The sequence below is a fragment of the Bradyrhizobium sp. P5_C12 genome (assembly GCF_054049735.1).
The window spans coordinates 52,886-73,499 of record NZ_JBFULU010000039.1 but is presented as its reverse complement, the minus strand read 5'-3'; the positions used below and the strand labels follow the sequence as shown (position 1 = coordinate 73,499).

The 20,614-nt window shown below is 65.8% G+C and carries 18 protein-coding genes; 10 read left to right on the top strand and 8 right to left on the bottom strand.

Annotated elements, in window-relative coordinates:
• The 3 genes from ACXJMY_RS28275 to ACXJMY_RS28265 all read right to left on the bottom strand — a co-directional run.
• On the bottom strand, positions 1–380 hold a 380-nt coding region (locus ACXJMY_RS28275; RefSeq protein ID WP_456622632.1), incomplete at its 3' end, for a hypothetical protein.
• Positions 381–569: 189 nt separating this feature from the next.
• Entirely contained in the window at positions 570–866 is a 297-nt protein-coding gene (locus tag ACXJMY_RS28270; RefSeq protein WP_456622631.1) for a HigA family addiction module antitoxin, read from the bottom strand.
• Positions 867–906: 40 nt separating this feature from the next.
• Positions 907–1,191: a type II toxin-antitoxin system RelE/ParE family toxin gene (locus ACXJMY_RS28265; RefSeq protein ID WP_456622630.1), complete on the bottom strand. Its 285-nt coding sequence runs from the start codon at positions 1,189–1,191 to the stop codon at positions 907–909.
• A gap of 932 nt (positions 1,192–2,123) precedes the next feature.
• On the opposite strand from ACXJMY_RS28265, the gene ACXJMY_RS28260 reads away from it, so the two are divergent.
• The 3 genes from ACXJMY_RS28260 to ACXJMY_RS28250 are packed head-to-tail and all read left to right on the top strand — an operon-like array spanning position 2,124 to position 5,455.
• Positions 2,124–3,614, top strand: a complete 1,491-nt coding sequence (locus ACXJMY_RS28260) for an amidohydrolase family protein (protein WP_456622629.1) — start codon at positions 2,124–2,126, stop codon at positions 3,612–3,614.
• Between the two features lie 3 nt (positions 3,615–3,617).
• Positions 3,618–4,547, top strand: a complete 930-nt coding sequence (locus ACXJMY_RS28255; protein WP_456622628.1) for a CobW family GTP-binding protein — start codon at positions 3,618–3,620, stop codon at positions 4,545–4,547.
• A gap of 44 nt (positions 4,548–4,591) precedes the next feature.
• Positions 4,592–5,455 carry an urea carboxylase-associated family protein gene (locus tag ACXJMY_RS28250; protein ID WP_456622627.1) on the top strand — a complete coding sequence of 288 codons (864 nt, stop codon included), beginning with the start codon at positions 4,592–4,594 and terminating at the stop codon, positions 5,453–5,455.
• Between the two features lie 89 nt (positions 5,456–5,544).
• Here ACXJMY_RS28250 and ACXJMY_RS28245 read toward each other — a convergent pair whose 3' ends face one another.
• Complete coding sequence (locus ACXJMY_RS28245) at positions 5,545–6,024, bottom strand: hypothetical protein (RefSeq protein WP_456622626.1); 480 nt, start codon at positions 6,022–6,024, stop codon at positions 5,545–5,547.
• 11 nt (positions 6,025–6,035) lie between these two features.
• Complete coding sequence (locus ACXJMY_RS28240) at positions 6,036–6,536, bottom strand: hypothetical protein (protein ID WP_456622625.1); 501 nt, start codon at positions 6,534–6,536, stop codon at positions 6,036–6,038.
• Positions 6,537–6,853: 317 nt separating this feature from the next.
• Here ACXJMY_RS28240 and ACXJMY_RS28235 point away from each other — a divergent pair, with 317 nt between their 5' ends.
• The 4 genes from ACXJMY_RS28235 (at position 6,854) to ACXJMY_RS28220 (ending at position 14,739) form a co-directional block, all read left to right on the top strand.
• Complete coding sequence (locus ACXJMY_RS28235; protein WP_456622624.1) at positions 6,854–8,536, top strand: methyl-accepting chemotaxis protein; 1,683 nt, start codon at positions 6,854–6,856, stop codon at positions 8,534–8,536.
• Between the two features lie 12 nt (positions 8,537–8,548).
• On the top strand, positions 8,549–9,235 hold the full coding sequence (locus ACXJMY_RS28230) for an aspartate/glutamate racemase family protein (RefSeq protein WP_456622623.1): 687 nt from the start codon (positions 8,549–8,551) through the stop codon (positions 9,233–9,235).
• A 128-nt stretch (positions 9,236–9,363) separates the two neighbouring features.
• Entirely contained in the window at positions 9,364–12,669 is a 3,306-nt protein-coding gene (locus tag ACXJMY_RS28225) for a carboxyl transferase domain-containing protein (RefSeq protein WP_456622622.1), read from the top strand.
• A 213-nt stretch (positions 12,670–12,882) separates the two neighbouring features.
• The gene (locus ACXJMY_RS28220) at positions 12,883–14,739 is read left to right on the top strand and encodes a sigma-54-dependent Fis family transcriptional regulator (RefSeq protein WP_456622621.1); all 1,857 of its coding nucleotides are present in this window, start codon (positions 12,883–12,885) and stop codon (positions 14,737–14,739) included.
• A gap of 181 nt (positions 14,740–14,920) precedes the next feature.
• Here the strand turns inward: ACXJMY_RS28220 and ACXJMY_RS28215 are convergent, their stop codons facing one another.
• Both ACXJMY_RS28215 and ACXJMY_RS28210 read right to left on the bottom strand, forming a co-directional pair.
• Positions 14,921–15,475: a flavin reductase family protein gene (locus ACXJMY_RS28215; RefSeq protein ID WP_456622620.1), complete on the bottom strand. Its 555-nt coding sequence runs from the start codon at positions 15,473–15,475 to the stop codon at positions 14,921–14,923.
• 57 nt (positions 15,476–15,532) lie between these two features.
• Positions 15,533–16,630 (bottom strand): LLM class flavin-dependent oxidoreductase, encoded by a 1,098-nt coding sequence (locus tag ACXJMY_RS28210; RefSeq protein WP_456622634.1) that lies wholly within the window; start codon positions 16,628–16,630, stop codon positions 15,533–15,535.
• A 234-nt stretch (positions 16,631–16,864) separates the two neighbouring features.
• Between ACXJMY_RS28210 and ACXJMY_RS28205 the strand changes: the two genes are divergently transcribed.
• The 3 genes from ACXJMY_RS28205 to poxB all read left to right on the top strand — a co-directional run bounded on the left by ACXJMY_RS28205 (position 16,865) and on the right by poxB (position 20,242).
• Positions 16,865–17,779: a 2-dehydro-3-deoxygalactonokinase gene (locus ACXJMY_RS28205; RefSeq protein WP_456622619.1), complete on the top strand. Its 915-nt coding sequence runs from the start codon at positions 16,865–16,867 to the stop codon at positions 17,777–17,779.
• A gap of 13 nt (positions 17,780–17,792) precedes the next feature.
• Positions 17,793–18,425: a 2-dehydro-3-deoxy-6-phosphogalactonate aldolase gene (locus ACXJMY_RS28200; protein WP_456622618.1), complete on the top strand. Its 633-nt coding sequence runs from the start codon at positions 17,793–17,795 to the stop codon at positions 18,423–18,425.
• An 80-nt stretch (positions 18,426–18,505) separates the two neighbouring features.
• Positions 18,506–20,242, top strand: a complete 1,737-nt coding sequence (gene poxB, locus ACXJMY_RS28195; RefSeq protein WP_456622617.1) for a ubiquinone-dependent pyruvate dehydrogenase — start codon at positions 18,506–18,508, stop codon at positions 20,240–20,242.
• Here poxB and ACXJMY_RS28190 read toward each other — a convergent pair.
• Positions 20,239–20,604: a hypothetical protein gene (locus ACXJMY_RS28190; RefSeq protein ID WP_456622616.1), complete on the bottom strand. Its 366-nt coding sequence runs from the start codon at positions 20,602–20,604 to the stop codon at positions 20,239–20,241. The genes poxB and ACXJMY_RS28190 overlap by 4 nt on opposite strands.
• Positions 20,605–20,614: the final 10 nt, after the last annotated feature.

Genomic DNA, 20,614 nt, shown 5'->3' with positions numbered 1-20,614 from the left:
CACCAGTCGCGCAATGCCTGCTCCGTGGCTTTCGCTTCGAAAGCATGCCAGCGATCGATCGCACCTCGTCTGACGAGCAGGGCCTTGAATTTCGGATAGGCGCCCCGCCTGCTGAAGGCATCGCGGACGTCGTCGAAATCGTCGGGCAGGAACTCGCGAGCGAAGTCGAGCACCAGCGGCTTGCCGAGGCCGAGTTCGCGCTTGTCCGGGAGCGCGACGTATTTCTCCTCGTCGTCGATGTCGTCCGGCAGTTCGTCGTACAACTCCGCTGTGTCCGGGAAATCGGTTTGAAAATGGATCTTCCCGGTCTGCTTGCAGACGTAGGCGTGAAATTCCCCCATGTCGCCGTTGGTGTTGGCGAACTCGAAGGCTTCGGTCATGTCTTCGATACGTACTGGCATGGTGTTCCGCCGCCGCCTGATCATTGTTCCCGATCGGCACCGTCAACCCCGCGAACTCCTCGCAAGTCGAGTTCGGCGAACGGCGCCGTGGGAACGACGTTGACAGTACCCCAAACTCTTAAGCTTCGGGTATTCACCAGATATCCAGTACCCGCGACTGAATCGCTCTCATACCGCCTCGTAAGACGCGATCTTCTTGATCTCTGGTGCGAGCACGTCTTCGGCGGTTTCGAGGTCGAAGCGTGCCTGCATGTTCATCCAGAATGCAGCGCCCGTCTTGAAGAACTTGCCGAGCCGCAGCGCAGTGTCCGCCGTGACGGGCTTTTCCTCGCGCGCAATGCGCTCGATCCGGGTGCGGGGCACGTTCAGGGCGGCCGCGACCGCGTAGGGCGTTAGCCTGAGCGGAACGAGAAATTCTTCACGCAGGATCTCGCCGGGATGAATCGGCGGAAGTTTCCTTGCCATCTGCAAACTCCTTTGGTCGGCCACAGGCCGGCCGGTCTGACTAGTGGTAGTCCGTGATCTCGACGTCTTCGGGACCCGCAGCGGTCCATCTGAACACGATCCGCCATTGATCGTTGATGCGGATCGAGTGCTTGCCCGCCAAATCACCTTTAAGAGCTTCAAGGCGGTTGCCGGGAGGCGAGTTCAGAGCATCGAGAAAGTCGGCGGCGTCCACCATGATCAGTTTTCGGCGCGCGACCTTTGCGATATCCGCCGGGAAGCCCTTCGGGACCGTGCGGCCCTGAAGGATCGGCCCGGCAAACTTCCCCTTGAAGCTCTTGATCACGGCAATACGTATCCCGTCGAGATACGAATTGCAAGGGCCTTGGTATCTCGATGAGATACTATCAGCGAGCGTCGCGCTTCGCGTTAGCCCGCCCGGCGAATGGACCTCGGCCCGACGGGCAAAACAGTCCGAAATTCCCGTGTCAAGCGGCCATGCCGAAAATATTCCACTTTACCGAAATTCGGATTTGTCGTATGTGTCGACCATCCCAGCCCAGCAAAGGGGCGGTCGTACGTCGTCACGAACGCGGGCTGGGCGGCGTTAAAGGCGGGCTTGTGCGTGCAGGGCGAGATGAACCTCGTGAGCATGGCGCGAACCGCGATCGACGGACGGCGCTTCAATCCCTGCGAAGCCTCTTGGCGAAGCAGGGTTGYCTGCGTACGGCGAAACCGTGTGGTCCTGGCCGTCGTTGCTACGGTCAAGCTTTTGCGAAGGCGTCATCGCGTCAACCGGCGGGATGGTTGCGAATTTCGCAGAAGTGACGGAGGCAAGAAGGAACTCGTCTCCGGGGAGAGCGCGGCATAGGCCGTCAAACCATCGCGCAGGGAAGGCCGGACGTCTCGGCTGCCCTGTGTCTCCCCTGTGCATTCGCGTGCAATATCTTCGCATGGGGGTTTTGTGGGTGCCAGCCGGCGCCCGGTCTTCCCTGCGCCCTTTCTTTCGAGAGGGTGACAACAAAAGCATGACTCGGGCCAAACGTGCCGCGAGGATGCCCCCGCATGTTTGTGATCTGCCTCGCGCATGGATTGCGGCGTCGCTGCCCCAAAGCTCGATATCCCCGCCAAGCGTCGGACCCTCCCTGCAAGCATGATGCATCAGCTTCAGTGGAGGTGGTCGTCACTCCCGGAATCTGCCTCTATGCGCCGCGACGGACCTCCGGAACGGCTGCCGGGCCTTTGGGGGTTTTGGAAATAGCTTTCGGGAGTGACGACATGAGCGGCTTGGTGATCTCTGGCGGCCGGGTGGTGGATCCGGCGAGCGGGATGGATGCCGTCGGCGATGTGGCGGTGGTGGACGGCAAGATCGTCGCGGTCGGCACTGCGCTCGGCGGCGCCGAGCGGGTGATCGACGCGACCGGGCTCGTGGTCGCCCCCGGCTTCATCGACCTGCACGCGCACGGCCAGTCGCTTCCCGCCGACCGCATGCAGGCGTTCGACGGGGTGACGACCACGCTCGATCTCGAAGCCGGCGTGCTGCCGGTTGCGTCCTGGTATGAGCGCCAGGCCAGGAAGGGGCGCGTGCTGAACTACGGCGCCGCCACCAACTGGGCCTTTGCGCGCATCGGCGCGATGACGGGCTCCAATACGGAAAGCTCGCTGGAGGCGCTCGGCAATGCGACGCGCGATCGCCGCTGGATCGACAACGTGGCGAGCGATGCGGAGGTGGCCGGCATCCTCGAACGCCTCGCGCGCGGCCTCAACGAAGGCGGCATCGGCATCGGCATCCTCAACGCCTATGCGCCGGGCGCCGGCGTGCAGGAGCTGACTGCGGTCTGCCAGCTCGCGGCCGCGCGGGACGTGCCGACCTTCACCCACGTCGCCTACATGTCCCGCATCGATCCCGAAAGCGCGGCGGAGGCCTATATCCGCCTGATCGGCTATGCCGGCGCCACCGGCGCGCATATGCACATCTGCCATTTCAACTCGTCCAGCAAGACCGACATCGAGCGTTGCCGCGTGCTGGTCGAGAAGGCGCAGGCGCAGGGCCTGCCGATCACGGTCGAGGCGTATCCCTACGGCACCGGCTCGACCGTGCTGGCGGCGGCCTTCTTCAGCGATCCCGAGTTCGTCGCGCGCAACGGCACCGGTTACGATTCGGTGCAGCGCGTGACCGACGGCCACCGCTTCCACGACCGCGAGGAGCTCTTGAAGGCACAGGCCGCAGAACCGTCCTCGCTGGTGCTGTGGCATATCCTCGACACCGAGAACAATGCGCACCACCGCGATCTCCTCGACATGTCGGTGCTGTATCCCGGCGGTGCGATCGCCTCTGACGCGATGCCGTGGACGAAGTCGGACGGCAAGACCTACACCGGCGACGCCTGGCCGCTGCCGGATGACGCGACGTCGCATCCGCGCTCGGCTGGCTGCTTCACAAAATTCATCCGCGAATGGGTGCGCGAGCGCAAGTCCGTGTCGCTGCTCGAAGGCGTGCGCAAATGCGCGCTGATCCCGGCGGAGATTTTGTCGCAAAGCACGCCGGCGATGCGCGCCAAGGGCAGGCTTGCGAAGGACGCCGATGCCGACATCGTGGTGTTCGACTACGAGAAGCTCAGCGACCGCGCGACCTTCACGGCGATGAACCGCCCCTCGGAGGGCGTGCGGCATCTGATCGTCAGCGGCCAGCCGCTGATCACCGACGGCATGCTGGATGTGGCGGCACGGCCCGGCCGTCCTGTGCGCCGTCCCGTCGTCGCGAGCTGACACATGCCGGTCCCCATCCTCCTGGTGACGGGCTTTCTGGGGGCGGGCAAGACCACCGTCGTGAACCATCTGCTGGCGCATGCGCAGGGACGGCGGATCGCCGCCGTGGTCAACGATTTCGGCGCGATCAACATCGATGCCGAGCTGATCGCGGGCGCGAGCGACGGCGTGGTGAGCCTCAGCAACGGTTGCGTCTGCTGCTCGCTCGAAGGCGATCTCTTGCGCACGCTCTCGACGCTGCTGCGGCGCGATCCAAGGCCGGACACCATCGTGATCGAAACCAGCGGGGTGGCCGATCCCGCCGACATCGTGCGCAACCTGTTGGATCCCGTGATCCTGCGCGAGGCGCTGCTGGAAACAGTGCTCTGCGTGATGGACGCGACGGCCCCGTTGGCCGCCTTGGACGACGCGCTGCAGCGCTCGCAATTGCGCGCGGCCGATGTGGTGGCGCTGAGCAAGATCGATTTGGCGGACGAGGGCGCGGGCGCCCGGATACGCGAGGCCATCCGGGCGCAGCGCGTCCCTGCCGTGGTGGTCGATGCGAAACACGGCGAGATCCCGTCCGCACTGCTGTTTCCCGCGACTGTCGATCGCGCGCCCGCGCCACGCCGGCCCGGGCCGCGACGGCCGGCAGAACAGCGCTTCGAGACGCTGAGCTGGACGTCCGAGCGGCTGCTCTCGCTGCCGCGCTTGCAGCAGGCCATCGGCCGGCTGGCGCCAAAACTTGCCCGCGCCAAAGGTCTGTTCGAGACGATCGAGCAGCCCGGCCGCCCGATGGTGTTTCAGTTCGCCGCCGGCCGCGCCACGCTGGCCCCGGGCGATGCCCCGGCGTCGGGCGTGCCGCGCGCCCGCATCGTCTTCATCGCCGAGCTCGGAGTGCTCTCGCGCACCGAGCTCGATGGGATCATGGAGGGGTGCGTTGCGAGTGGGTGAGGTGAGGCGGTAGGATGGATTGCAGTCGCAGGGATGAGCCAGGCATGTCGCCCATGATTCCACCCGCTGACGCGGCCTCGCGCCGCGCCGCCAAACCGGCGATCGTCTATCCGGCCGGCACGATGCCCGGGCCCGACATGGCCGCGCTCGAGCAGGCTCGCCGCACGATGGTCAAGACGCACGAGCTCATCGTGCCGCCCCGCGATGCCAGAACATTTCGCGTGGCGCGCGGCCAGTTCTTCCGCATCGTCAGCATCGAGGGGCCTCAGGTCGGCGACCTCAATCTCTGGAATGCGGACGATCTCTCCGAACGCTTCTTCAGCGGCAAGACGCGGGCGCTCCATGGCACGCATGTCGGCACCGGGGACCGGCTCTGGAGCAACATGCCCTACCTTCGGCCGATGGCGACCATCAGTCACGACACGCTCGGCTGGTACGGCTTCGACGAGGACGGCGCCGGCATTCATGATGTCATCGGCACGCGCTGCGATCCCTATACAAATCTCCTGTTGAACGGCACGGCTTACGATTTCTGCTGCCATTCCAACCTGTCCCGCGCGCTTGCCTCCGACTTGAATGTCGATCCCGGCGCGGCGGAGCATCATGTCCACGACGTGCTCAACGTCTTCATGTGCACCGGCTTCACGAAGGACACGCACCAATATTTCATGAAGGCAAGTCCGGTCCGTCCCGGCGACTTCATCGAGTTTCTAGCGGAGATCGACCTGCTCGGTGCGTTGTCGGCCTGCCCCGGTGGAGATTGCAGCGCAACCCATTCCAGCGATGCTGCGGCATGCCATGCGCTCAAGATCGAGATCTTCGACCCGGATCGAACGACACTGAAGGACTGGCCCTGGCCGTCGCCAAGCGCATATCACCGCCGCCACGGTGGGCATGCGGGAGGCTGAACCTCAATGCAGCCATCGCAGTGCCCCGGCCTTCACGACCAGTTCTCCGCCGATCTCGTGCTCGACAAGACGAGTCGCTAGGTGGAGCGTCAGCAGAAGGCAAGCGCGTTGATGGCCCGCGTTGCTGCATCTCCGTTCTCGGTGCCGACGAACTGGCAGACGATCGACGCGATCTCACCGGGCTGCTTGCGGCGCGCGGCCGCCAGCAGTCTCATCAACTCCGTCTCGTCTTTCGAGAGGCGGCGACAGGACGGCGGCATGAAGCAGAGATTGCACGGCCGGCCGCTGCGAAAAATTCTGACGAGGGCCGCAACCCGCGCGACCAGCAGCGGACTGTCGGCAATGCCGGGCGCTTCGTCGGCAAAGCGATAGGCCGCATCCCAGCAATCGGACGCGCCGGTCGCATAGGCCGCGCCGATGAAGCGGAACAGCGAGAGCGCGACGCGGCAAAAATCATCGTAGCATTCCACGCTCGGGCGCGCCGAAAACGCTGCGTCGAGCGGACAGAGCCGCGATTGACCGGCCTCCGCAGACGAGGCCGGCATCGAAGCGCATGCATCCTGGATCATGAATGATCTCGTCAGTGCAAGGTGGGACTTCCCACCAGCCAGCTCTTCATGGCCATCGTMCGGTCAAGGTCGAGCGACTGAACCTGCCGGTCGGGCAGAACGAGACCAGCCATGCGGAAGATCGTCGCCAGCCCCCGGACGGGATGCAGCGCCCAATCGGCGCCGACCGCCGGCAGCCAGCACGCGAACTGCTCGCGCGCGACGTCGAATTGGTCCTTCTGCGCCGCGGCGATCGCCCGCATGATCCCGTGCTCGCTGTCCGACACGCGCGGACAGGTGGGGCAGTGGACCTCGATGGCGGTGTGCGCCGTGCAGGCAAAGATCTCGATGATGGATTCCAGCGAGGGCACGGCATCGCCCACGCGGAAATGGTCGTACACCTGCTGGATATCGGCTGCGGTCGGAACGGCGCTTCCGCTGCGTGCCTTTGCCCGAAAGCCCCAGATGAAGAGTCGCTCGGCCGCGCAAAGCGCCGGCAGATCGACGGATTTGACATAAGCAGATTGCTGCATTGAGCCTCTGGCCTTTGGCTTCGCTCGCGCCGCGGCTGGCGCTTGATATCTGCGTCGATCGTTCTGCCAGAGCCTCGCGCAAGTCAACGTGCGGCAGACCAATATCGAGGTCTTCTAGATTTTGGGCGCGGATCTGCGGGGCAGCGCGCCGGCTGTTTGGAATTATTCAAGGCAAGCCGAACGTCGCGTTGGAGAGGATGTCACTCGTGAGCCATGGACCTCACCGCGCAATTTCGCGGGAACCCGAATGCTTAAGGCTTTGCTAAGGCGTTCGGGATAATCTGGCATATCTGTATTGCCAATTCACGCGAGCACCGATGATTTTCTCCCGCATCAGCTTCAAGCTGGTCCTGATCGTTGGCATCAGCCTCCTCGGCATGATCGCGCTGGCGCCGATCGCGCTCTCGACCCTGCGCACGCAAATGATCGCCGACCGCCAGGCCAAGACGCAGCAGATGATCGATGTCGGCTACGGCATCCTGGCGCACCATCAGAAGCTCGAGGGCGAAGGAAAACTCTCGCGCGAGCAGGCGCAGGCGGCCGCGATGGCAGAGATCAAGAGCCTGCGCTACGACAAGGTCGAGTATTTCTGGCTCAACGACATGGCCGCGAAGATGATCATGCATCCGATCAAGCCCGAGCTTGACGGCAAGGATCTCTCCGACATGAAGGACCCCAGCGGCAACCGCCTGTTCTCGGGTTTCGTTGACGTCGTCAACAAGCAGGGCGCGGGCTTCTACAGCTACCTCTGGCCCAAGCCCGGCTTCGAGCAGCCGGTGGCCAAGATCTCCTATGTGAAGGGCTTTGCGCCCTGGGGCTGGATCATCGGCACCGGCATCTATATCGACGACGTCGACGCCGTGTTCCGCCAGGATGCGATGATGTTCGCGCTCGTGGGCCTTGCGGTGTTCGTCCTCGTGCTCGGCGCTTCCTTCGTGATCGGCCGCAGCGTCACCCGGCCGCTCGCCAAGATCACCGCGCTCACCGAGCGCCTCGCCGCCGGCGACAGCGCATTCGATGTACCCTACACCCATCGCCGTGACGAGGTCGGCGGCCTTGCCAAGGCGCTCGCCGTGTTCAAGGACAATGCGTCGGCGGTGCGCCAGATGCATGCCGAGCAGGACGTGCTGAAGCGCACGGCCGATGACGAGAAGCGCAAGACGATGGCCGATCTCGCCGGCAGGTTCGAGGCGAGCGTCCAGGCCGTGGTCCGTGACGTCTTCAACGAGGCGCGGGAGATGCAGCAGGCGGCGCAAGGCATGTCGGAGACCGCGAACAGGGCAACCGATCGCGCGAGTTTCGTCGCCACCGCCTGCCAGCAGGCCTCCAGCAATGTGCAGACGGTGGCGTCCGCCGCCGGCCAGTTGTCGTCCTCGATCAGCGAGATCAGCCAGCGCGTCGCGCAGGCAGCAAGCGTCGCCGACAAGGCGGCCGCGGACGGCCAGCGCACCAATGACACCGTGCAGGGGCTGGCGGCGGCCGCGCACAAGATCGGCGAGGTCATCGACCTCATCAACCAGATCGCCTCGCAGACCAACCTGCTGGCGCTCAACGCCACCATCGAGGCCGCGCGGGCCGGCGAAGCCGGCAAGGGCTTTGCCGTGGTCGCGAGCGAGGTCAAGTCGCTGGCGAGCCAGACCGCGAAGGCCACCGACGAGATCGGCGCGCAGATCTCGGCGATCCAGGCCGAGACCAACCAGGTCGTCGGCAACATCGAGAGCATCCGCAGCACCATCATGGAGGTCAACGAGATCTCGTCGTCGATCGCGGCCGCGGTCGAGCAGCAGGGCGCCGCGACGCAGGCGATCGCCCACAGCGTGCAGGAGGCGGCCTCAGGCACCGACCAGGTCTCGCAGAACATCTCCGGCGTCACCGAGGCGACGGCGGAGACCGGCCAGGCCGCCGGCCTCGTGCTGCAATCGAGCGGACGGCTGACGCAGAAGCTGCAATCGCTCCAGGATGAAGTCAGCACCTTCGTTGCAGGGGTGCGGGCGGCCTAGTATAGCAGGAGCATGCTCCAAAACCCCGGTCGGCAGCCGCGCCGCATCCTCCTGATCAATCCGAACAGTCTCGAGCCGACCACCGCGATGATGGTCGCCATCGCGAGTTCTGTCGCTACCGGCGGCATCGAGATCGTCGGTGCCACCGCGACCCGCGCGCCCTCGATGATCGTGACGCCGGATGCGCTGGAGGCGGCTGCACCTGAAGTTGCCGAGATTGCACAGGTGCACGCGCGCGCATGCGACGGCTTCATCGTCTCGGCCTTCGGCGATCCCGGCCTGGGCGCGATCAGGGCTGGCGTGACACCGCTCGCGGTCGGCATCGGCGAGTCCTCGATGCTGGAAGCCGCCGAGAACGGCCGCCGTTTCGGCGTGGCGACCACGACGCCGCTGCTCAAATCCAAGATCGACGCCCTGCCGGACGCGCTGGGATTGCGATCCTGCTATACCGGCACACGCTTTGCCGAGGGCGATCCGCAAGACCTGATGCGCGACCCGGCGCAACTCCGTGCGGCCCTCGCCGGTGCGGTCGAGGCCTGCATCGCGCAGGATGGCGCCGAGGCGGTGATCATCGGCGGCGGGCCGCTCGGCGAGGCCGCGCGCGAGCTCCAGCCGATGTTCACCGTGCCGGTCATCGCGCCGATCCCGTCTGCCGTACGGCGGATTATTCGCCTCATCACCGCGCGCGCCGCCGACTGATATTCCGGCCCGCGGGAGCATCGTCGCGACCGGCTTCCCGACCCTTGACGGCCGCGGCTAAAGTGAAGAAGCAGGATCATCGAACCTGCCGACCCTCGCCTCGGCTCGCTGGGCATGGAGACAGCTGCATGTCGTTCAAGAAACTCCTGATCGCCAATCGCGGCGAGATTGCCATTCGTATCGCGCGCGCAGCTGCCGACGCCGGCATTGCGACGGTTGCGATCCACCCCGTGGATGACGCGCTGTCGCTGCATGTGCGTGTTGCCGACGAGGCGGTCGAAATCCCCGGCCGCGGCGCGCGGGCTTATCTCGACATCGAGGCCGTGGTGAAGGCGGCGAAGGGCGCCGACTGCGACGCCGTGCATCCCGGCTACGGCTTCCTCAGCGAGAACGCGGCGTTCGCCAGGGCTTGCGGCGACGCGGGCATTGTTTTCGTCGGGCCGAAGGCCGCGGCGCTCGAGTTGTTCGGCGACAAGGTCGCGGCGCGGCAATTGGCAAAGCGCTGCGGCGTGCCGATCATCGCCGGCACCAGCGGGCCGTCCTCGCTGGAGGAGATCACGGCGTTCTTCACGTCGCTTGGCAGCAACGCGGCGATCGTGATCAAGGCGATGGCCGGCGGCGGTGGCCGCGGCATGCGCGTGGTCGAGAGCGCGACTGACCTCGCGGAAGCCTATGCGCGCTGCCAGTCCGAGGCCAAGGCGGCGTTCGGCTTCGACGGCGTCTATGCCGAGCGGCTGATCCGCCAGGCGCGCCATATCGAGGTGCAGATCATCGGCGACCGCCATGGCGCGATCTCTCATCTCTGGGAACGCGAATGCACCATCCAGCGTCGGCACCAGAAGCTGATCGAGGTGGCGCCGAGCCCGTCGCTGAGCGAGCCCTTGCGTGGTCGCATCATCGAGGCGGCGAAGCAACTCGCGACCGCCGCGGGTTACGACAATCTCGGTACCTTCGAGTTCCTGGTCGACGGCACGGCGGAGGACAGCTTTGCCTTCATCGAGGCCAATCCGCGGCTCCAGGTCGAACACACCGTGACGGAAGCGGTGCTCGGCCTCGACCTCGTCCGCGCCCAGCTTGCCGTCGCCGCGGGCAGCACGCTGGCCTCGCTCGACCTTGCGCAAGGATCGATCCCGAAGCCGCGCGGCTACGCCATGCAGCTCCGCGTCAACATGGAGACGCTGGACGAGACAGGCGCGACGCATCCGACCGGCGGCGTGCTCGCCGTGTTCGAGCCGCCGTCGGGACCCGGCGTCCGTGTCGATAGCTTTGGCTATGCGGGCTACAAGACCAGCGCGGCTTTCGACTCGCTGCTCGCAAAAGTCATCGTATATACGCCGGGCGAGGCCTGGCATGACGTGGTCGCCAAGGCTTCGCGCGCCTTGCGCGAATTCCGGATCGACGGCGTCGTCACCAACATCGCCTTTCTCCAGGCGGTACTCGCGCATCCCGATTTCAGGACCAATCGCATCGCGACCGATTTCATCGACCGCAACATCGCGAAGCTCGTGGAGGCGGCCGACGGCGCGGCCAAGCCGCTCTACTTTGCCGCGACCGAGCGAAGCGGCGTTCACGGCACCGAGGCCCAAGTCGTGCAGGTCGTGCCTGAAGGCACGGTGATGGTCGCGGCACCCTTGCAGGGAACCATCGTCACCATCCAGGTGAAGGAAGGCGAGGTCGTGCGTCCCGGCCAGCAGCTCGCCGTGATCGAGTCCATGAAGATGGAACATCTCGTCATGGCCGAGCAGGGCGGCCGCGTGATGAAGCTCGTCGCCGGCGATGGCGTCACGCTGATGCATGGCGAACCGATCATGTATCTCGAGCCGCTCGACGTCGCGGCCGATCATTCCGCGGCGGAGACCGATGTCGATCTTGATCATATCCGCCCCGACCTCGCCGAGCTGATCGCGCGACAGGCCAACACGCTCGATGCGAACCGGCCGGCCTCGGTCGAGCGGCGCCGCAACACCAACCAGCGCACGGCCCGCGAGAACGTCGCGCAGCTCGTCGACGACGGCTCCTTCATGGAGTACGGCAGCCTCGCGATCGCTGCGCAGCGCCGCCGGCGCAAGCTCGATGATCTCATCAAGAACACGCCGGCCGACGGCCTCGTGATGGGCGTTGCCACCGTCAATGCGGAGCATTTCGGCCCGGAGGGCGCGCGCTGCATCGTCGTGGCCTACGACTACACCGTGCTCGCGGGCACGCAGGGCCACATGAACCACAAGAAGATCGACCGCATGCTGACATTGGCGGAAGATTGGCGCGTGCCGCTGGTGTTCTACGCCGAGGGCGGCGGTGGCCGGCCCGGCGACACCGACCGGCTCGGCATGACAGGTCTCGACGGCCCGTCCTTCGTGCAGTTCGCAAGGCTCTCCGGCCTTGTGCCTGTGATCGGCGTCGTCTCCGGCTATTGCTTTGCCGGCAATGCCGCGATGCTCGGCTGCTGCGACGTGATCATCGCGACCAAGAACGCCTCGATCGGCATGGGCGGCCCCGCCATGATCGAGGGCGGTGGTCTCGGCGTCTATCATCCGGCCGAGGTCGGCCCGGTCTCGTTCCAGTCGCCGAACGGCGTGATCGACATCCTCGTCGAGGACGAGGAGGAGGCGACGTCCGTTGCGCAGAAATACCTGTCCTATTTCCAGGGCGCGGTGACGGAGTGGCAAGCCGCCGACCAGCGCCTGCTCCGCCGCGCCATCCCCGAGAACCGCCTGCGCGTCTACGACATCCGCAGCGTGATCGATCTCGTCGCCGACAAGGATTCCGTGCTGGAGCTGCGCCGCGACTACGGCGTCGGCATGATCACCGCGCTGATCCGCATCGAAGGCAAGCCGTTCGGCCTGATCGCCAACAACCCGCGCCATCTCGGCGGCGCCATCGATGCCGATGCCGGCGACAAGGCCGCGCGCTTCCTCCAGCTGTGCGACGCCTTCGATCTGCCGATTGTCTCGCTCTGCGACACGCCCGGCTTCATGGTCGGTCCGGAAGCGGAGAAGACCGCGATCGTGCGCCACGTCTCGCGCATGTTCGTGACCGGCGCCAGCCTCACCGTGCCGTTGTTCGGCATCGTGCTGCGCAAGGGCTATGGGCTGGGCGCGCAGTCGATGATCGGCGGCGGCTTCCATGCCTCGTTCTTCACCGCGGCCTGGCCGACGGGCGAATTCGGCGGCATGGGCCTCGAAGGCTATGTCCGCCTCGGCTTCCGCAAGGAGATGGAGGCGATCGCCGATCCCGAAGAGCGCGAGATCTATTACCGCAACAAGGTCGCCGAGCTCTACGCCAACGGCAAGGCGGTCTCGATCGCGTCCGTGTTCGAGATCGACAACGTCATCGACCCCACGGAGACGCGGCGTTGGATCATGGCGGGGCTTAGGTCAGTGCCGAAGCCGCCGGCAAGGACGGCGAAGAGGCGGCCGTGTATCGATACGTGGTGAGGGCGGTGCAGCAATTTGTAGACGACGTCATTCCGGGGCGATGCGGAGCATCGAACTATGGTGTGCAATTGCACACCTGAGAATCTCGGGATTCCGGGTTCGCGCTTACGCGCGCCCCGGAATGACGAGAAGGAGCGCCGCGCCCGTTCCCGGTTGACATCCCGGCCTGTGGTGCCAGACTTTGCACCATAATACAGGGTGGAGACGTCCGCGATGGCCAGCTTGTCGGCCTCGAACCATGTCGCCCGTGTCTTGTCCGTCGCCAATCATGTGGCCGACGTCGATGCCTCTTCGCGGATCGCCAATTCCTGGCGCCGCTGCCTGATCAGCCACAAGCTCGATCCCGCCCGTCAGGGGCCGCCGCAGACGCTTACCGAGGCCGAGATCCGGCATATTGCCGAGCCGCTCGAGGAGACGATCCGGCTCGCGACCCCCGAGCTCGACGATCTCGCCCGCGTGCTGCGCGACGCCGGCTATTGCGTCAATCTGGCCGATGTCAACGCAACCATGCTGTTCAGCCGCTTGCCGGGGGAAGCGGACGCAAGAATGTTCATGGACTGGAAGATCTACACCGGCTCCAATTTCGCAGAAGCCTTCGAGGGCACCAATGGCCTCGGCACCGCCCTTGCGGAGGAGAAGCCGATCCTGGTGCACCGCGACGAGCATTTTCGTGCGCAGTGGCACATGTTCTCCTGCGCCGTGGCGCCGCTGTTCGACCAGGCGGGCCGCCTTGCCGGCGCCGTCAACATCACCTCCTGCCGCGACGATCTCGCACGCGCCGCGCACCAGCTTGCGCTCGCGGTCACGATGGAGGCGACACGGCGGATCGAGGGCGCGATCTTCCGCGGGCATTTCCGCAATGCCTGGATCGCGACCGTGCCGGGCGACGGCGGCAGCGGCCTGCTCGCCTATGACGACGACCGCCGCATCGTCGGCGCCTGTCGCTCCGCCCGCGCGCTGCTGGGCCTCACTGACGGCATGATCGCCTCCGGCATCGATCTGTCGCGCTATGTCAGATTCGATCATCACGTCGCGCGCAGCGCCGACGAGGTGGTCGAGCTGCGCCGCGCCGACGGCAGCCCGTTGGGCCAGGGTCATGTTGCGCCGCCGCTGCGCGCAAGGTCATCCACGCGGCCTCGTGACGCCCCCGTCGACCGCTTCGATGCGCTGCACCGGCTCGCCGGCCGCGATCCCGGCCTGATCAAAAGCGTAAAACGACTCAGGAGCATCGGCGATCACAATCTGCCGGTGCTGCTGCATGGCGAGACCGGCGTCGGCAAGGATGTGTTCGCGCGCGCGATTCACGCTGCGAGCAATCGGGCCCGTAACCACTATGTCGCGCTGAACTGCGCGGCGATGCCGGAGAGCCTGATCGATGCCGAGCTGTTCGGCTACGAGGCCGGCGCCTTCACCGGCGCGCGGCGCGACGGCTCGAAGGGGCTGATCGTGCAGGCCGACGGCGGCACGCTGTTCCTGGACGAGATCGGCGACATGCCGATCGCATTGCAGACGCGTCTGCTTCGTGTGCTGGAAAATCGCGAGGTTTGGCCGCTCGGTGCACTCAAGCCCGTGCCCGTCGATATCCGATTGATCAGTGCCACGCACCGCGATCTCGGCCGCATGGCGGAGGAGGGCGCCTTCCGCGCCGATCTCTATTTTCGTCTCCGCGGCATGGAGGTGAAGCTGCCGAGCTTGCGCGAGCGCGCCGACCGCGACGACATCATTCGCCAGATCGCACGCGAGGAAGCGCCCAATTGCCGCCTGTCGGACGAGGCCTGGGCGTTGCTCTCGGCCTATCACTATCCCGGCAACATGCGCCAGCTCCGACACGTGCTGCGGCTTGCCGGCTGCACCGCGGAGAACGGCGTCATCGCCGATGCCGATCTCGATCTGCCGCCGTTCGGTGGCCGTGCGGCGGAACCGGACCTCGCTGCGGCCGAGCGCGCGACGATCGTCGAGGCGCTGCGCAAGCACGGCGGCCGCGTGACAGAAGCGGCGCGTGCGCTGAAGCTTAGCCGCGCCACGCTGTATCGCAAGATCAAGCAGCTGAAGATCGAGACCGCGCAGTAGCGTCGAGGAGCGAGTCCCAGGCTTCGCCTCTCCCCGCTTGCGGGGAGAGGCCGACGCGCGAAGCGCGGCGGGTGAGGGGGACTCTCCGCGAGTCCAACTATTGCCGTCCCCGTGGAGACTCCCCCTCACCCCAACCCTCTCCCCGCAAGCGGGGCGAGGGAGCGCACCTGCGATGCCGCCCTTACGAAAAATCCGTCCAGCTCAGATGCCGTGAATCGAGGTCGCCGACTGAAACGGTGCCGCGGATTTCGTGGGGAACGTGGAAGCTGCTGCGCAGATAGACGAGCGGTGCAACCCCGTCGGAATGCGACACCCCGCGGACCTCGCCGACGAAGATCGAATGCGTTTTCGTCTCGAATTCCTGCGCCAGCACGCAATCGAATGCGGAGACCGCATCCGTCAGCACGGGTGCGCCGGTCACCCCGCGCGTCCATTGCCCGAACGCAAAGCGGTCGTCGCCGTTGACACCCTTCTGGCCACTGAAGGTGAGCGCGAGCAGGGCGTGGTCCTCTTGCAAAAAGTTGATCGCGAACGCGCCTTCCTCGCGGATGCGGGCATGCGCGCTGGCGTTGCGGTTGACGCAGACGATCAGTGACGGCGGATTGTCCGACAGCGAGCAGGCTGATGTCACCGTCAGTCCGGTGCGCTTCCCGTGCTCGGCACCGACCGTGACCAGCGCGACGGCGCCGGCGCATTGGCGCATCGCCTGCTTGAAATCCTGTGCGTCGACGCTCACGCGGAAATCTCCGAAACGGGTGCGGGTGCGACACGATTGCGCCGCACCCGCCGCGCGTCAAGCCGCCTTCTTCGCGGAGCCGAGATGCTTCAGGCGCGGCATCACCTCGTTCCTGAGCAGCGAGAGCGAGTGGTGCCAGGCTTCCGGCTTGTGCTTGTAGTCGAAGCCGAACACCAGCAGCACGCCGAAGCCGCCGACCTCGTCGTAGATCTTTTCGATCTTCTCGGCGACGGTCGCGGGCGAGCCGACGATCCAGTTCCGCTTGGCGCAATATTCGACGGTGACGTCGCTGTCGGGCACGTCGGGCGCGTGCTTCAGATAGTCCTTGAAGCCGAAATGACCCAGCAGCGGCAGGAAGTATTCGTGCATCATCCGGCCCATCATGTCGCCGGTCGAGAGCTTCCAGGCCTCCTCGTCGGTGTCGGCGACGAACACCTCGCGCACCAGCCGCCAGTCCTGGCGGTTCGGCTTGCGCCCGGTCTTGGCGGCGCCGATCTCCACCGAGTCCCAATGGCTGCCGACATAGGCCGGATTGAGGTTGAGGCTCATCGGAATGAAGCCGCGCTCGCCGGCGAGCTTCAGCGTGTCCGAATTCTTCGACAGCCCGGCGACGCCGATCGGCGGATGCGGCGCCTGCAACGGCTTGATATGGGGCTTGAGGAAATCGAACATCGTGTCCGGCTTGGTCACCGTCCAGAATTTGCCCTTGTAGGTGAAGGGCGCGGGATCGGACCAAAGCTTCAGGATGATCTCCAGCGCCTCGCGGGTCATGTCGCGGTTCTGCCCGCTCATGCCGTCGACGTTGAACATCGCCCAGTCGCTCGGCAGACCGCTAGCCGCGACGCCGAAATTGAGCCGGCCCTCGGACAGGTGGTCGAGCATGGCGACGCGGTTGGCGAGCTCGGCCGGGTGGTGATAGGGCAGCAGGAAGCCGCCCGGTCCGATGCGGATATTCTTGGTCTGCATCAGCGCCTGCGCGATCAAGAGATCCGGCGTGGGATTGGGTTCCCAGGGGGCGGTGTGGTGTTCGCCGACCCAGGCCTCCTGATAGCCGAGCTCGTCGAGCCAGCGCATGACTTGCAGGTCCCAGTCGTTTCCTTCCTTCAGGCCGCACTCCGGCGGATGCGAAGGCATCGTGAAATAGCCGATCTCCATGGGTTTCCTCATCTGATGTTGACGCGTCTTGTCGCGCGGTTCCTGGACGTGAACAGAGCTGCTCGAGCAAGCGGTGTGCCAGCGGCCGGAGCAGCCCAACGCCCGAGAAAGGGCTGGTTTACGCGGGCAATTGCCGATATCTCGGGGCGGACCTTGAGGCGATCGTCTCACGCGTCGCGAGACGGCGTCTTGGCGTTGAGACAAGCGCCAGGATATCAGGACGTGGGAATTGATATGAGCGAGCCTGCCTATGTCGCGGTGGATTGGGGCACCAGCAGCTTCCGGCTCTGGCTGATCGACCGTGCTGGCCAGGTCCTGGCCGAACGCCGCAGCGGCGAAGGCATGATGGCAGCCGCCAAGGCCGGCTTCGCCGCCGTGCTGCAGTCGCATCTGGCCGCAGTCGAGGCGCCGGATACGCTCCCCGTTCTCGTCTGCGGCATGGCCGGTGCCCGCACCGGCTGGGTCGAGGCTGGCTATGTCGATACGCCGGCGCCGCTTGCCGCGATCCTGAAGCAGGCTGTACGGGTGCCCGGCGAAGCGCGCGACATCCGCATCCTGCCTGGCATCGCGCAGCGCGATGTGGCGAGGCCGGACGTGATGCGCGGCGAGGAAACTCAATTGCTCGGCGCGCTCGGCCTGGATGCGGCAGGCGAGGCGCTGGTCTGCATGCCCGGCACGCATTCGAAATGGGTGCGCGTCAAGGACGGCACGGTCGCGCATTTTTCCACTTTCATGACCGGCGAGCTTTTCAGCGTGGTCTCGCGCGAGACGATTCTGTCGCTCGCGGTGGCCGGTGCCGACGATGCCGAGGATGTCGCGAGCTTCAAGGCAGCCGCGGTCGCTGCCTTCGAGGCGCCGGCTTTCGCCGCCAACCTGCTGTTTGGCGCGCGGTCGCGGCAGCTCCTGTTCGGCGGCACGCCGGCCGCGGCGCGCGAGACGCTTTCGGGCACGTTGATCGGCGTGGAACTGGCGGCAGGCCTCTCCGGGACGTTGCCGAAAGCGGGTGTCATCCTGATCGCCTCGGGGCGGCTCGCGATGCTGTACAAGCTGGCCTTTGACGCGCTGTCGGTGACTGTCGCGTCGATCGAGGCCGACGAGGCCGTCCGCCGCGGCCTGTCGATGGCGGCTGCGGCGATCTGGACAAGGTAGAAGGACTGTTGAGATGAGCGTTCCCTTTCCGCCGATGAAGCGGCCGCTGGTCGCAATCCTGCGCGGCGTGAAGCCCGAGGAGACCGAGGCGATCGTCAGCGTCCTGATCGAGGCCGGCATGACCGCGATCGAGATTCCCTTGAACTCGCCCGATCCGTTCCGCTCCATCGCCACCGCCGTGAAGCAGGCGCCCACCGGCGTGCTGATCGGCGCCGGCACGGTGCTGACCGCGGCGGATGTCGATCGTCTCCACGATGTCGGCGGCAGGCTGATGGTGTCGCCGAATGTCGACACCGACGTGCTGGCGCGCGCGCATCAGCATGGCATGGTGACGATGCCCGGCGTGTTCTCGCCGACCGAGGCGCTGCTCGCAGCGCGCTCGGGGGCGTCGAGCCTGAAATTCTTTCCGGCGAGCGTTCTCGGCGCCTCCGGCATTGCCGCGATCCGCGCCGTGCTGCCGGCCGGCGTGATGATCGCCGCCGTCGGCGGTGTCTCCGACCAGAATTTCGCCGAGTACATCAAGGGCGGCGTGACGGCGTTCGGGCTCGGCTCCAGCCTCTACAAGCCCGACATGACGGCCGCCGATGTCGCTGCTCGCGCAAAGGTGACAATCGCAGCCTACGATCGGGCGATTGCGAAAGACTGAGCCGGCAATAAACAAGCCGTGATGTCGTCACAGCCGCCTTGTATCCTATCTTGCGCTACCAGCGAGATCAGGAGACCGACATGGCGATCAACAACGTGGCCGATCTGTTCGTGGCAACGCTCGAACAGGCCGGCGTCAAGCGCATCTACGGCATCGTCGGCGACAGTTTGAACGCTTTCACCGAGGCGCTGCGCCGTCGCGGCACCATCGAATGGATCCATGTCCGGCACGAGGAGGTCGCGGCGTTCGCGGCTGCCGGTGAAGCCGAAATGACGGGAAGCCTCGCGGTCTGTGCGGGCTCCTGCGGCCCCGGCAATCTGCACCTGATCAACGGCCTGTTCGACGCGCATCGCAGCCGGGTTCCCGTGCTGGCGATCGCGGCGCAGATCCCATCGGCCGAGATCGGTGGTGGCTACTTCCAGGAAACCCATCCGCAAAACCTGTTCCGCGAATGCAGCCATTATTGCGAGCTGGTCTCGGACCAGAGCCAGCTTCCCTACGTGCTGGAGAATGCGATCCGTGCTGCGGTGGGCCTGCGCGGGGTCGCCGTGATCGCCATGCCCGGTGACGTTGCGTTCCGCACGCCGCCGAAGCGTGCGCTGTCGACGGCGCGCGGCCTCGCGCTGACGTCGCCGAAGGTCGTGCCACAGGCCGACGAACTGAAGGCGCTCGCGGATCTCCTGAACGGCGCCGAGCGCATCACCCTGTTCTGCGGCCGCGGCTGCGCCGGGGCACATGCGCCGCTGATGCAGCTTGCAGAGGCCCTCAAGAGCCCGATCGTGCATGCGCTCGGCGGCAAGGAGCACGTCGAATACGAAAATCCCTACGATGTCGGCATGACCGGCTTCATCGGCTTCTCCTCGGGCTATGCCGCCATGCACGCCTGCGACGCGCTCGTGATGCTCGGCACCGATTTCCCCTACAAGCAGTTCTTCCCGACCGACTGCCAGGTCGCGCAGATCGACATCCGGCCGGACAATCTTGGCCGTCGCTGCAAGATCGATCTCGGCCTCGTCGGCGACGTCAAGCTCACCATCGAGGCGCTGCTGCCGCTCTTGAAGACCAAGACGCAGCGCAGGCATCTCGACGATGCGATCGCGCATTACAAGAAGGCGCGCGAAGGGCTCGACTCGCTCGCCAAGGGCACGCCGGGAGCCAAGCCGATCCATCCGCAATATCTCGCAAAGGTCATCAGCGATCATGCGTCCGACGACGCCGTGTTCACCGCCGATGTCGGCACGCCGACGGTGTGGGCCGCGCGCTATCTCGACATGAACGGCCGCCGCCGGCTGATCGGCTCCTTCGTGCATGGCTCGATGGCCAACGCCATGCCGCAGGCGATCGGTGCGCAGGCTGCGCAGCCCGGCCGCCAGGTGATCTCGCTGTCGGGCGACGGCGGCTTCACCATGCTGATGGGCGATCTGATCACGCTGACGCAGATGAAGCTGCCGGTGAAAATCGTCGTCTTCAACAACGGCGTGCTCGGTTTCGTCGCGCTGGAGATGAAGGCCGCCGGCTTCGTCGACACCAATGTCGACCTGGAGAATCCCGATTTCGCGGCGATGGCGCGCGCGATGGGCATCTTCGCCAAGCGCGTCGAAGATCCCGGCGAGCTCCCGGGCGCCATGAAGGAGATGCTGGCCCATAACGGACCGGCGCTGCTCGACGTCGTCACCGCCAAGCAGGAGCTGTCGATGCCGCCGACCATCACGCCCGAGCAGATCAAGGGTTTCAGCCTCTGGGTGCTGCGCGCGGTGATGAACGGCCGCGGCGACGAGGTCGTCGATCTCGCGAAGACGAATCTGCTGCCGCGCTAACCGCGCTTTGCGGAAGGCGCGGGCAGCCGCTCGTGGCGGTGCTGGAAGCGTTGCCAGTGCAGCACGATGCCGATCAGCAGCGCCGGGACGAAGCCGAGCACGATCAGGAAATGCGGCAGCTCCTTCGGGGAGATGAAGGCGATGGCGATGTCGGAGATCAGCCAGAGGGCTGCGAACATCACCGCAAAATCGGTGCGCGGGCAGCGCAGATAATAGAATACGGCGGTGATGACGATGGCGGGCCCGATCGCAATGCCGATCATGACCGCGGTCAGCTCCTTCGGCGTCAGCGCGTCGAGCACCATCGATGCCAGCAGCCAAAGTGCGGCGAACATGGCGATGATGTCGAGCGGATGCCGCAACCCAATACCT

Bases quoted from the DNA above. Each gene is read 5' to 3' on its own strand.
- ACXJMY_RS28270 (WP_456622631.1), bottom strand. From the start codon at position 866: ATGGCAAGGAAACTTCCGCCGATTCATCCCGGCGAGATCCTGCGTGAA.
- ACXJMY_RS28260 (WP_456622629.1), top strand. From the start codon at position 2,124: ATGAGCGGCTTGGTGATCTCTGGCGGCCGGGTGGTGGATCCGGCGAGC.
- ACXJMY_RS28255 (WP_456622628.1), top strand. From the start codon at position 3,618: ATGCCGGTCCCCATCCTCCTGGTGACGGGCTTTCTGGGGGCGGGCAAG.
- ACXJMY_RS28250 (WP_456622627.1), top strand. From the start codon at position 4,592: ATGTCGCCCATGATTCCACCCGCTGACGCGGCCTCGCGCCGCGCCGCC.
- ACXJMY_RS28245 (WP_456622626.1), bottom strand. From the start codon at position 6,024: ATGATCCAGGATGCATGCGCTTCGATGCCGGCCTCGTCTGCGGAGGCC.
- ACXJMY_RS28235 (WP_456622624.1), top strand. From the start codon at position 6,854: ATGATTTTCTCCCGCATCAGCTTCAAGCTGGTCCTGATCGTTGGCATC.
- ACXJMY_RS28230 (WP_456622623.1), top strand. From the start codon at position 8,549: ATGCTCCAAAACCCCGGTCGGCAGCCGCGCCGCATCCTCCTGATCAAT.
- ACXJMY_RS28225 (WP_456622622.1), top strand. From the start codon at position 9,364: ATGTCGTTCAAGAAACTCCTGATCGCCAATCGCGGCGAGATTGCCATT.
- ACXJMY_RS28220 (WP_456622621.1), top strand. From the start codon at position 12,883: ATGGCCAGCTTGTCGGCCTCGAACCATGTCGCCCGTGTCTTGTCCGTC.
- ACXJMY_RS28210 (WP_456622634.1), bottom strand. From the start codon at position 16,630: ATGGAGATCGGCTATTTCACGATGCCTTCGCATCCGCCGGAGTGCGGC.
- ACXJMY_RS28205 (WP_456622619.1), top strand. From the start codon at position 16,865: ATGAGCGAGCCTGCCTATGTCGCGGTGGATTGGGGCACCAGCAGCTTC.
- ACXJMY_RS28200 (WP_456622618.1), top strand. From the start codon at position 17,793: ATGAGCGTTCCCTTTCCGCCGATGAAGCGGCCGCTGGTCGCAATCCTG.
- poxB (WP_456622617.1), top strand. From the start codon at position 18,506: ATGGCGATCAACAACGTGGCCGATCTGTTCGTGGCAACGCTCGAACAG.